The sequence below is a fragment of the Lwoffella lincolnii genome (assembly GCF_037201985.1).
Taxonomy (GTDB): domain Bacteria; phylum Pseudomonadota; class Gammaproteobacteria; order Pseudomonadales; family Moraxellaceae; genus Psychrobacter; species Psychrobacter lincolnii.
On the sequence record NZ_CP147513.1, the window covers coordinates 17,498 to 30,016 of the forward strand.

Below are 12,519 nucleotides of genomic sequence, written 5' to 3' on the forward strand. Positions count from 1 at the left end.
AAAAAGAAAAATTAAGGAACATCTGATGAGTAACACAGACCAAAACCAAAAACCAGAAGATTTTGGCGAACACATCAAGGGGGCAAAAAAAGAGACCTATTTTAAGGCGATTGACCCAACCAGCGAAGAAGCCAAATCCTTGCCATTATCAAAACTTTGGAAAGATAAAGACATCAAAGCCATTGAAGACCGAACGCTTAGGGCAATTTCTTTTGCCATAAAAGACAACTTACCCAACAAACCAAGAAATGCGATAAAACTTAATCGCTGGTTACAAAATTTGCAACATCAACAGGATTTTGTGGTTAGATTAATTGAAGCAAATGACCCCAAACACACACAAAAATCCTTACAAAACTTACAAGGGACAAAAGTTGGCAGTCAAGCCCAATTATTGGCAAGACTGGATTATGACGACTACAAAAAGATACAAAGTGTTGAATTTTGGCAAAAACACCAAAGTGATAACATCACATTTGCGGTTAAAATTGGCGGTAAAAGTCATGAATTTTCGCCAAAACAAGCGGTTACCTTAAACAATTACAACCCCCAAGCGGTAATTGATGAATTTGTAGATGACATAAAAACCATCATCAAAGAACAAGCCCAAGAGACTGGCAAAAAAGGCATGAATGCCAACAGCTTTGACATTTATACACGGCGAAAAGACAACACCGCCTTTATCAGTGCCAAAACCGACCGCCAAAAAACGCCACTTATTGAATTTGAAACGCTGAAAAAGGCTCGTGAGTACCTAAACGACCCTGAAAATATCGCAGAACTTGGTAGACGCTGGACGGCTCATAGGGAGCAAAATTCCATCACAAAAGCCGATATGCGAAACCAGACCAACAAAGAGCGTACAGGGCAATCTTACCGAGACCATGACATAACGCCTGATGAATTTATGGCAACTTTTGGGGTGCGTGGTGGACAATTTGGTAACTGGGTTACAGGCGATGAACGCCAGCAAATGCTCAATTCTGCCTATGATGGCTTGATGGATTTAGCCAAAACCTTAAATATTGAACCCAAAGCCATCGGATTAAATGGCACACTGGGCATTGCTTTTGGGGCTAGGGGTAGCGGTAGTGCGTCTGCTCACTATGAAGCCCAAGAGCAAGTAATCAACCTAACAAAAACTCGTGGGGCTGGAAGTCTAGCTCATGAATGGTGGCACGCACTAGACCATTACATGAAAAATGGCGATGACCTATTGACACGCCATTTGAACACCAACAGCACCGCACGACACCAAGAGCTTATCACCCCAGTTCGTGAACTGATTAAAGGCATTCACAAATCAGAATTATACAGCCGTTCACAAACAGCAGACGCATACCGAAGCGATGCTTATTTCTCAACCAATGTGGAAATGACCGCCAGAGCTTTTGAAAGTTATATCCAACATGCCCTATCCAAAAATGGCATTAAAAATGATTTTTTGGTTAATATCAAAGCTGAAAAAGACTGGCAAAAGAATTTGGACGCTTATCCCTATCCCAAAGCAGATGAATTGGAACAATTTACCAAGGCTTATACCGAAGTTTTTGACACACTAAAAGAAGTGGACAAGGAGTTTGCCCCTGTTCATTATGAACCTGAACAGATTATCCATGCCGACACGTTGGCGATTACCGAAGCTGATGAGACAAAGGAAAAGAGAACTCCAATCCAAGAGAGTACAGCTACTGAAAATGAAACACCACAAATTACACAGCCAATCTCTGCCCCAACGACACAAATACCCCAATCAAAAGTTTCTACCCCCAATATCTCCCAACACAATACCAAGCTAAATACGCCTTACGCTGAAAAAGACCAAGCCAAAGCACTAGGGGCAAAATGGGACAACACCAATAAGTCTTGGTATGTGCCACAAGGTCTTGATTTAAATAAGTTTGAAAGATGGCTTGTTCAAGACCGTCAAACACCACAAAATTCGCCCCAAAGACCGCAGGGGCAAGCCATACAACCAGCAGACCGCATTTATTTATACACCCAACCGTCCGACAATCTGGCCATTCAAGAGCTTAAAAAACAAGGCATTGTAAAATTTGACCTACCTAACAAACTTTGGTATGCCGACAAAGCCAATATGGACGCTGTTCGTCAATGGGCAACACGCCCCACTGTACCCACCGCCGAAGAAGCACTGGGCGACCATTTGCGTAGTCTGGGCATTAACGTAGAAGCAGGACACCCAATTATTGACGGTAAACCGCATCGTCTGGCCAATGACGGTTCAACTGACAAAAACGTCATGTATCATGCCTACCCCAATCATGGCGGTGTGCCTTATGCACGCATTACCAATTTTAGCAGAAATGGGGTTAGTGAATGGACTTATCCAACAGAGCATTTATTGGCTTTAAGAGCCATTGAAGCAGTTGAAAGAGCCAACGGCGGACACGCCCCCATTCAAAGCTCATACACCCAAAAAACAGCCACCACACCGCAAATAACACCAACAACCCAGCAAGCGGTAGAAAAAGCGGTAGAAAAAAACCCTGAAAAAATCGCCCTTGAAAACCTAATGGCACAGCGTGCAAAAATGCTGATGAGTTTTGCACCCATTGCCCCTGATAGCCAAAAATATCTAAATGACAAACAAGTAAGTGCCAATAACATTGCTCACATTATACCAAGTAGCGACAACATTCCAGAGCATTTACAAGCCCATATCGCCATTGGTAACACGCCTAAGCAGTTTTACTGGTTACAGCACAATAACCCTGAAAATAAGCTGGTACTACAACGTGGTAACTTAGTTATCCCCCAAATGAACGAGCAAGGCGAGATAAGAGCATTTGAAACAATCGCTTATAACAGTAGGAAATACGCCCTAAAAGATGCTCAAAAATCAGGATTATCAACAACACTGGGCGAGCTTAAAAATGGCGAACCCATTATCCTTGCAGAAGGCTATGCAACAGGGGCAACCTTGCATGAAAACGCAGGTAAAAAAGCAGTTGTCATATCATTTGGTAAAAATGGCTTGTTAGATACCGCAAAGAGCTTACGAGAGAGATACCCTGACAGTAAAATCTATATTGGGGCGGACAACGACCACAACAAAGAAGTCAATGTAGGGCTAATTGATGCAAAAGCCGTAGAAAGAACTGTACCAAACTCTTATGTTTTGCTACCACAGTTCAGTCAAGGCGATACAGGCAAAGATTGGAATGATGTATTTGTTGATAAAGGCATTGATGAGTTCAAACGTCAATTAAAAGAGCAATTGTCTGTTATTAATCCCCAACAAGCCATCAAGCCACAAGACCAAGAGCGACAGCCAAATCAAGCCGTACCAACCAGCCCCCTAGACCCTGATGTTATACGTCAAAACTTCCCAACCATGGGCGATGATAACATGAAAATGATACAAATTTGGCGAGTAGAAATTGCCAGTCGTTATGCCAACAAGCCCAGTCATCAAGAGCTGATTTTAGAGCGTTTAACAAACAAATTACCCGATTATGCCAATGGAGAGATTTTAACGCCCCCAAAGGGCTATTTGGATAAACAGCAAGCACCCCAAAACATTACCACAGAGCAACCGCAACACACACCGCCAACCGTTCAGCCAGTCAGCAATCAAATAAACGGTAGTGGGCGATAAGTTGTGGGTTGCGATTGCTTAATGCCTTAAACAGGTTGTTGTGATTATCCATAGCAATTAATTATTTGCAATAATTGCATTGTATTTGCAATATTAATTCACTTTTTTGCGTTTAACAAGATAACGGTTTAGTGTTGCAAGACTGACACCAACTTCATCGGCAATGCTTTGATAAGAGATGGCTTTGTAGCTTTGCAAATCTTTTTCTTTTTGTGCCAGTCGCTCTTCAATGATGGCTTGTTTTTCGCAGGTTAAAGATGGTTTACGCCCCTTATATACGCCCCTTGCTTTGGCTTTGGCAATGCCCTCACGCTGTGCTTCACGAATGAGTGAACGGTTAAACTGGGCAATCGCCCCAAAAATATGCAAAATCAGCACATCTATGGGGTTATTACCTGTGGCATTGATGGTGATGTTTTCTTGTAAGGATTTAAAGCTAACGCCTTTTTGGTTGAGTTCTTTGATGATGGCAAGCAAATCATCAAAATTCCTTGCCAAGCGGTCAAGGCTATGAACAATCACCATATCACCATAACGCACATAATCAAGCATTGCTTGCAGTTGTGGACGCTCTTTACTCTTACCTGTCATCTTATCAGTAAACACCCTATCAAGAGCAAGACCAGCCAGTTGACGGTCTGTATTTTGGTCAATGCTTGATACTCTGACATAGCCCACTGCTTGTGATTTGTTGTTTTTTAAAAATTCTTCTATATCGGTGGTGCGGTCTTGGTCTAATGGGTCTTTCATCTTTATGGTCAATTTATCAAAAGACGGTCATTATAAGATATTTATATCAAAACTTCAATAAAACCCTATTGACACATATTTTTAATGGATAATAATATATTTCATTAGGGTGTACTCTATTGAAATAAATAATTATCAAAAGAAGCCAAATATGTTATAATAGTAAAAGAAAAATTGTTAATTGGAGCTTACAATGAAAGACTTGAATTACTACCGCAATAAAATCAGAACTATGGATTTTATTCCAATGACTGATAAAGAATTACAAATCGTTATTGAGAGAAACAAAAATGCTGTCAATAATGCAAGATTAGAAGGTCTTTATGAAACCCAAGATGAAAAAGATTTTTTTCAAATGTTAATTGATGAGCGTGTGCCAGCAAATATCAGAAAAAACATCGTTAGAGAATGGACAGCAAATAGCGTATGAGTGATGAATATATATTAGATAATGGCACTCTAAAAAACAAACTTGGCATTACCGACCAACAAGCATTGAATAAAAGTGAAAGAAAAATTACTCGCAATGCAGAGTTGGATATGCCAAGTTTTTCTTTGGACTTTGAAGGACTTAAACAAATTCACAAGCATTTATTTGAAGACATTTATGAGTGGGCTGGGCAAATCAGAACAACGACATTACAAAAAGACCTAGATACATCTAAGTTCACACCCCCATATCTAATAAAGGTATATGCAAAAGAAATATTTAAAAATTTTAAAAAAAACAATGGGCTTATTGGTTTTGATAAAGAAATCTTTTCAAAAGAGTTGGCAAATTTATTTGGACATATAAACAACTTACACCCTTTTAGAGAAGGAAATGGAAGAACGCAAAGAATTTTTATTACAGAAGTAGCAAAACAGGCTGGTTACGAAATTGATTTTAGCGAAATCACAAAAGAAAGAATGATACAGGCAAGCATTGAATTTAAAGATAATAATCCAAAAAAAATGCACGAATTATTTATTGAAGTTTTAGATAAACAGATGATTGATAATTTAAGACCATTTAATCAGATGATGCGTAGTGATAAGGGTTGGGGTTTGGACGGTTGGAATAACATGTTTGTTGCAAACGCTCATTTTGGAAACACATATCAAGGCAATTTTATTGGAACAGATGGAAAGACCTTTGGATTACAATTAACAAAAGAAAGTGATACATTAGTAATTGATAGCGTTATAATTACGAGTTGTGAGCATATGAAATATTTAAATAAGCAGAATTTTAAAAAAGATGATATTCTTACATTAACACTACCAAAATTAGATAAAAACATAGATTATGAAGAGCAATTTGAAAAACTAAAATCTAAACTCACCAAAGACAACATCAAAAAAGACTACCCAGCCATATCCGATAATAACGCAAAAGTCATAGAATTATTTATTAGCACTCAATTAGCAAAATACCATGACAAACCAAACGCCCAACAAGCAATTTTAGAACAAATCCAAAGCAAACTGCCTGACATTGCCAGTGGTAAAATTAGCCTACCTGATTTGCCCAATCAAGATAAGGGCAAAGGACGCTAACGCTCCCTGCCCCTGTTTTTTACCACCCTATTCTCAACCAATTTTTTAATTTCTGTCTTTAATTCAGCTTGGTTGCTTGGTAAGTTATCAACATAAGCCTGATACTGTTTGGCAATATCTTTGTGTGTGGCTTGTATCGTCTTTAATTGGCTGGCGGTTGGTTTTTTATTGTTCTGTTTTATCCCTGTTCGCTCATCTTTGTGTATCACACCTTGGCGTTTATTATCTTTGTATTTAAACTGGTGTATCCGCCTTGTAGCTGTGGCTTCTATGCCCTGCTCTCTTAATTTCTCCACAAAATTCACTCGATAATTGTGTAAATCTTGCTTTCTAGGGTTTAACCGTTCGCCCTTGTCATTGGTGGCGTTTAACAATACATGAACATGGGGACTGTCTGTATCTAAATGCTGTGCCATAAAGAATTTATGACCGTCAAACTCTTCTTTAACAAGGTTTTTTACCGCCGTTTTCATCGCAATGGGGTTTGTGCCATTAGGCATGGAGAATACAAAATGAAAGGCTTCACGCCTTGAACCAGTTTCGTGTTTGTCGTGCATGCCCATTGCCAGCCAAGCACCCAACAGCTCTTTTTGTTCGTTTTTACCCTTGTATTTATTGCCATCTTGGTCTTCTATTTCAACTTTGCCATTACGACCGATATAATCAGCATGGGCTTGGGCTTTATTAGCCCCTTTTGATGAGCCACTGATTTTAACCACAACTTGCGGTAGTTTTTTATTAACGCCCTTGATTGCATTTAAAGCGGTTTTTTTAGCATTATAATTTGGTCTAACAGCACTAAAAGATGGCATACCGCCACTACTTGCTGATTTTTTGGTTTTTTTGGGTGTGCCAGCAAACCAATAATCAGGGTCATCATATATTTTTGCCATAAAAACTGTCCAATAAAATTAATAAATATCCGTGCTAGATTTTAATAAATCTTGCACAACTTTAATATGTTTTTGAATTTGATTATATAACTGGTTGATTGGTAATTCCATCTTATCACCAGCATTATTTGCTTTGGCTATTTGATTGACATTGACACCGATTTTAAACAATTCATAATTGGATTTTTTTAATACTTCTATTTCATCTCCTAACAATCTTTTTTGATTATATAAATGCTCCAATATTAAGGATATGGTATAATATTGGATAGAACTGTTGCTGTTATTTGCAAGTTTTTCTAAATACTCATAATCATAAATCGGAAGTGATATTTGTAATCTTTTCTTATCAACAGATATTTTCTTTCTTGATAAGGTTTGGGCTAATTGGTGGTCTTTTTGCAACTTAGCTTCTTGTATCTGCTTATTGCGATTTTGGATTTTCTGTTGGTGTTTTTCTATATAAATTTTTTTATTTTTTATGGCTTGAATTCTTAATTCATCTTGTAAATTTTTGTCAGAAAAATCATTTTGATTTTGGGTGGCTTCTGCACACATTGCCTTATCAATAAGTGCCAAAATTGCTTTGGTGCGTGATGACGAACCAAGCTCACTTTGAGCATAGCGATACAAAAAATCTTTGTGGTCTTGGGTTAAACCCAAGAGCTTAAAAGGCGATTTTGACATAAACACTCCAACCAACAAACAATGATAATAACAATATTATACCATATTTGACGGCGTTAGCCTATCCTGCAATAGAAAAAACAAAGAAAAAAGGTCAGATTTTTGGGTTGAGCTTGCAGGTATGGTTGTTATTTGTTTTCAAATGTTTTCCATAATTGGTTGATTTTTATGATTTTATTTTAAAATGTTTGTTTTTGTTTTCAATTATTTTCAAAAATGCTTGGCAATCGTTTTTCAATGTTTTAAAATGTTTTCAAATCATAGATTAGACCTTGACAAATGTTTTAAAGTGTTTTATAATGTTTTAAAACGTCAAAATTAAGGATTTACTATGGCTAAAAAAGACAAAGTGCCTGTTGTTGCGATACGCCAAATCGTTAAAATGCGTGATGATGAGTACCACAATTACAGTTATCGTGTGATTGCTGAACACCTTAAAAGTGAGTTTGGCATTGAAGTAACACCACAGGCAATAGGGTATCTTTACAGAAAAAATAAAGATAATTTTTCTAATCAAGTAGTTGCTGAAAAAACAGAAGAAAAAAAACCATTTTTTAAACCAAAACCACCAATGGCCACCATATCAGAACCTTTATTTGAAAAAGATGAAGAAACTGATTTAAAAGACTATTTTAGTTAAAAGGAAATCGTTATGAGCTATCCATTAGAAAACAGCATTCACTTTGTAATGCAATCAAAAGGCGGAGTTGGAAAGAGTGTTGTCAGCTCTTTAATGGCTCAATATCTTAAAGATAAGGTTAATAATCTATCTATTATTGATATTGACCCAAATAATAAAACATTGTCAAGTTATAAAAACTTAAATGTTAAGCAAATTGATATCATCAAAGATGATGAAAACATTGTAGACCAATCTAAATTTGATGTGTTTTTGCAAGATTTTTTACAAAGTGAAAATTCAACATTTTTGGTTGATACTGGTTCAGGTGAATATTTGCCACTTAACAACTATTTAACCATTATGGGTATTCCTGATATTATCAAAGATTTTGATAAAACAATGTATATTCATATCCCAATCAATTATGGACAAGCAGAAGATGACACAAAAAAATGCTTGCTCAAACTAACAGAAACTTACAGTAATGTTGGTATTATTGTTTGGGAAAATGAATATTTTGGAAAACCAACAACTGAATTTACTCAAACAAAAGCCTATAAGACTTTTGACAATATCATTGGGTCAATCAAACTTAAAAAGCTAAATGCTGATACTTTTGAAAAAGACTTCAAAACAATGATTAAACACGGTATGACTTTTGCAGATGTTAGAGAAGATGAAAAAGTATTTGAATTTTTTGGCAAAACTCGCTTACATCGCATAGAGCAGGACATTAACGCCCAAATTGACGCAGTTTTCAATCAAGCATAAATTAGGGTAGGGCGACAGTAGCGATATTGTCGCCTTTTTGACTTGGAGTAACCAAATGAATGAAACAAATGAAAAAGAGTTAATAGTTCAAGAAATTTTTAAAAGTACCAACGCCAAGATAACCGAAGATGACCCCCTTGTGGAAGCAATACTTGGTTTTAAGCACATCATCAAAGAAGCCAGTCAAGACCTAATCAACAACCGAGAAGACTTAAAAGAATGGGCTGGCATTTTCACTTCTCGCTTTGAAGATGATATAGCCGAAATTGCCCTAAAAAACAATGTCAAATTAGAGATTTTGGAACACGAAATCAGAGAAGTGGTTGAAGCGGTATCAAGCAAACTTGAAACCATCAGCGAAACCACTTTGACAGGCTTTGACGATAAGGCCAAAGATTTAAACATGCTTTTAACCAAATTGCAAATTAACCAAGAAAAAGAAAATAGTGAAAATTTTGATAGGCACTTTGCTAAGATTGATGAGCGATATAATCAGATACTGGCACTACAAAAACAAAACCATGCTTTTAGCAAAAGAGAGATGTTATTTGGTATGATAGGTTTGGTGGTTGGTGTGGTTTCTTGTTTGTTGGTGTTTCTTGTAGTAAGATAGGACTAAATTATGCCAACTTTTCAGATATATGGCGTAACCTTTCATTGGCGAGATGACAAATGGTATGCCACTTATGACAGACGCAATATTGAGATTGAAGAAGCTGTATCCGTTTTTGAAGACCCATACCGTATGACCGACATTGACAACCGATTTGATTATGACGAAATGCGTATGATAACGGTTGGATTAAGCAACAAAAGCAGATTGCTTACCGTTGCGTGGGTTGAAATAGACGAGCAAAATATCAAAATCATCACAGCTTTTAAAGCTGGACACAACCAAACGGAAGGCTACTATGCGTACAGACAGATTTAATTATGATGACGAGCGGTACAGCGAACAAGACATGCAAGCCGTTAAAGTAAATCGCAATACACACATTTACCCAAAATCTCTACAAAATTTTGACAATAACAGAGCCAAAGCTCTCACCAATAAGAACCAAACAGAGAGCCCACTGCTAGACAAAGATGTGTCTGATTGGCTTAGTCATCAAGACATTGAAACCAAACGCTATATTAACGATATGATACGCTTAGCAATGACAAGGTTACCACAATTAAGCAAGACTATGGCGTGATGTGAACCGCCTAGCAACCAGTCTATTTTTTCTTTGTCTTAATAGCCTAAAAACCAGCCACAAAAACCGATACAGCGGTGTCTGTGGCTACATTCTGATTATCTTGCCAAAATCTCATCAACCAAAGCAAAGCGTTTTCTTTCTCTCTCATCTAGCAAATGATGCTCCCATACTTGGACGATGCCAGTGTAATTCTTGTTTTTAAGATATAACTGTTCAATGCCTGTTGTTGATACTTTGTTTAAGTTTGCTTGGACAAATATGTCAGCATAAGAAACCAGCTTTTTAAAGTCTTGTTTGAGCTGTTGCTGTTTTTGTTCTTTTTCAGCTTTTGCTCGTGCCTTTTCATCTGCCTTGGCTTGTTTAATCTGTTCAGCGGTAGGGTGGTCTTTTATCTCATCGTCTGTGTACCATTCTGATGGTATAAAATCAAGCGTTTTTAAGCACTCTACATACTGACCTTGTAGATGCACATTACTTATCTCATCAATGACAAGCTCAATGTCTTTATCTAGTTTTTTAGCAACTTTTGCACCAAATACGGCTAATTGTTTTGGTGTCATTTTAAAATTAACAAATAGGTTGGGATTTTGTGGTTTATCATTATTTTTTGTTTTGTCATGTATTTTTTTAGTTTGCTCACTTGTATTGATATATGAAAATGTTAATCCAGTTACTGCTCTTCCTGTTTTATGCTGTTCATACTCAATTTTAATTGGTGTATGTTTATGTATCTCTTTAATAGCCTTATTAATAACATACAATTTAAAATCAGAGAATTTTTTGTAAGTTTCCACACAATCAAACTTTTCACGCAAATGTTCAATTGTATAATAGCCTTTATTTTCCATGGAACTTAATACCATTTCAAGCATTATGATACCATAAGCACCTAAATTGATTATCCATTCTTTTTGATATTGCGTCCAAAAATTACCAGTTGTTTTATCAAATACAGTTAGCATTTCAATGACTGTATTATCAAGCCTTACCTTAATTTTTGCTTCATTTTCAATATAATCACATTCAGAAACCCAATTAACACCTTTTTTAGCTTTACCGTTTTGTGTTTTATACCAAAAGAAAAAATTTCTATCCAAAATACTGTCAGCAACCTTTTCCAACTCTGAATAAAAAGATTTTCCTTTTAATTTATATTCATCAGCAAACTCTTGTGCCAAGATGTAAAAAACACGATTGGTAGGATTTTTTTCAATCTGTTTTCTAACAATTGGTGATAAAAACAAAATCAATCTACGCTCATTTAACGTTAAATTACTGATGGCGTGCAATAGACGATTTTGAATAACAATCAACTCTTGACTATTAGCATATGTCATTTCTCTATTTTTTGTTTCTTCAACCAATTTTGTGGTTGTAGTAACCGCTGGCAATGACGGCTCTTGTGTCATCTCTGTACGTTTAAACAAATCAGCAATTGGAAAGGGTGGGTCAATCCTGTCAGGGTTTTCATGGGGTGGTAGTGGTTTTGGTGGGGGTGGTATATCATCTTGCACAGGTGTAGGTGGGGGTGGGGGTGGCACATACACCCCAGTCAAAAAATCAATTACAACAGGGTCGTTTAGGTCAAGATGAAATTTTTGTACCACTTTGAGCTTGTTGCGAACATCTTCATTCCAAGTCTCTCTCATGAAATCCACCAAACTGTTGAAATGGATTTGTTCAGACCGTGTTAGTTCTGAAAATTTTCTAGACATATCAATACCTGAATATACCAAAAGCAAAGATTTCAAGGTCATTATAACACAAAATATGAAAATTAAAAATATTTTTCGTTATATTTACCATAAACTTCGCACTTAGTACCATAAACTTCGCACTTAGTACCATAAACTTCGCACTTAGTACCATAAACTTCGCACTTAGTACCATAAACTTCGTCATATTTCGTCTCAACCTATTGATTTTAAAAGAAAAAAACCTCCCTAAAATTAGAAAAGTATAAAAGTTATTAAAAATAATAAAAAGCAAAACCGCAAAAATTCACGAAAACCACAAAATCTTAGCAAAGCGGTTTTGCTTGTTGTTTTTGATTTATTTTTTCTTTTGTCTTTCTAGTAAAAATAACACATGCCTACCAGTACCAAACAAAATACGCCCCAGAACGCACACAGAAGCCCCTTAGAGCCACAGAAAATCAATTTAGGTACAAACCTACCACCCACACCCAAAAACACGCTTAGAACGCATTTTAGAGCGTTTTAGGAAAATTCAATTTTATCACCCAAGCAACATCACAAACTAACATCAGCAAACTTTGGTACATGCCATCAAATGCACACCACAGTCTGATATCCCCTTTTTTCTTTTGTCTTTCTAGCAAACACCACACATCGCACACCACTTTACTGTTTTTACTGGTTAAATTTTTTTTGTTTTTCTAACAAACAACTATTGCATTAAGAACAATTGTCGGTT

The 12,519-nt window shown here is 36.6% G+C and carries 12 protein-coding genes; 8 read left to right on the top strand and 4 right to left on the bottom strand.

Annotated features, from left to right (window positions below):
* The first annotated feature begins 25 nt into the window (after positions 1-25).
* Entirely contained in the window at positions 26-3,622 is a 3,597-nt protein-coding gene (locus tag WDM69_RS09955; protein ID WP_338755961.1) for an LPD1 domain-containing protein, read from the top strand.
* 93 nt (positions 3,623-3,715) lie between these two features.
* Here WDM69_RS09955 and WDM69_RS09960 read toward each other — a convergent pair whose 3' ends face one another.
* Positions 3,716-4,372 (bottom strand): recombinase family protein, encoded by a 657-nt coding sequence (locus tag WDM69_RS09960; RefSeq protein WP_338755962.1) that lies wholly within the window; start codon positions 4,370-4,372, stop codon positions 3,716-3,718.
* A 193-nt stretch (positions 4,373-4,565) separates the two neighbouring features.
* On the opposite strand from WDM69_RS09960, the gene WDM69_RS09965 reads away from it, so the two are divergent.
* Positions 4,566-4,802, top strand: a complete 237-nt coding sequence (locus tag WDM69_RS09965) for a hypothetical protein (RefSeq protein ID WP_338755963.1) — start codon at positions 4,566-4,568, stop codon at positions 4,800-4,802.
* The gene (locus WDM69_RS09970; protein ID WP_338755964.1) at positions 4,799-5,911 is read left to right on the top strand and encodes a Fic/DOC family protein; all 1,113 of its coding nucleotides are present in this window, start codon (positions 4,799-4,801) and stop codon (positions 5,909-5,911) included. The genes WDM69_RS09965 and WDM69_RS09970 overlap by 4 nt, the downstream gene beginning before the upstream one ends.
* On the opposite strand, the gene WDM69_RS09975 is transcribed toward WDM69_RS09970, so the two are convergent.
* Together WDM69_RS09975 and WDM69_RS09980 are read right to left on the bottom strand one after the other, a co-directional pair.
* On the bottom strand, positions 5,908-6,804 hold the full coding sequence (locus tag WDM69_RS09975; RefSeq protein ID WP_338755965.1) for a relaxase/mobilization nuclease domain-containing protein: 897 nt from the start codon (positions 6,802-6,804) through the stop codon (positions 5,908-5,910). The genes WDM69_RS09970 and WDM69_RS09975 overlap by 4 nt on opposite strands.
* A gap of 18 nt (positions 6,805-6,822) precedes the next feature.
* Positions 6,823-7,491, bottom strand: coding sequence for a hypothetical protein (locus WDM69_RS09980; protein WP_338755966.1), 669 nt, complete (start codon positions 7,489-7,491; stop codon positions 6,823-6,825).
* 331 nt (positions 7,492-7,822) lie between these two features.
* Between WDM69_RS09980 and WDM69_RS09985 the strand changes: the two genes are divergently transcribed.
* The 5 genes from WDM69_RS09985 to WDM69_RS10005 are packed head-to-tail and all read left to right on the top strand — an operon-like array spanning position 7,823 to position 10,080.
* A complete protein-coding gene (locus WDM69_RS09985; protein ID WP_338755967.1) occupies positions 7,823-8,131 on the top strand; it encodes a hypothetical protein in 309 nt (102 codons plus the stop codon).
* 12 nt (positions 8,132-8,143) lie between these two features.
* A complete protein-coding gene (locus tag WDM69_RS09990) occupies positions 8,144-8,884 on the top strand; it encodes a hypothetical protein (protein ID WP_338755968.1) in 741 nt (246 codons plus the stop codon).
* 55 nt (positions 8,885-8,939) lie between these two features.
* On the top strand, positions 8,940-9,497 hold the full coding sequence (locus tag WDM69_RS09995) for a hypothetical protein (protein WP_338755969.1): 558 nt from the start codon (positions 8,940-8,942) through the stop codon (positions 9,495-9,497).
* Between the two features lie 9 nt (positions 9,498-9,506).
* Positions 9,507-9,815: a BrnT family toxin gene (locus WDM69_RS10000; protein WP_066888426.1), complete on the top strand. Its 309-nt coding sequence runs from the start codon at positions 9,507-9,509 to the stop codon at positions 9,813-9,815.
* Positions 9,796-10,080 (top strand): hypothetical protein, encoded by a 285-nt coding sequence (locus WDM69_RS10005; protein ID WP_066888428.1) that lies wholly within the window; start codon positions 9,796-9,798, stop codon positions 10,078-10,080. The genes WDM69_RS10000 and WDM69_RS10005 overlap by 20 nt, the downstream gene beginning before the upstream one ends.
* 98 nt (positions 10,081-10,178) lie before the next feature.
* On the opposite strand, the gene WDM69_RS10010 is transcribed toward WDM69_RS10005, so the two are convergent.
* Entirely contained in the window at positions 10,179-11,732 is a 1,554-nt protein-coding gene (locus tag WDM69_RS10010; protein WP_338755970.1) for a RepB family plasmid replication initiator protein, read from the bottom strand.
* Positions 11,733-12,519: the final 787 nt, after the last annotated feature.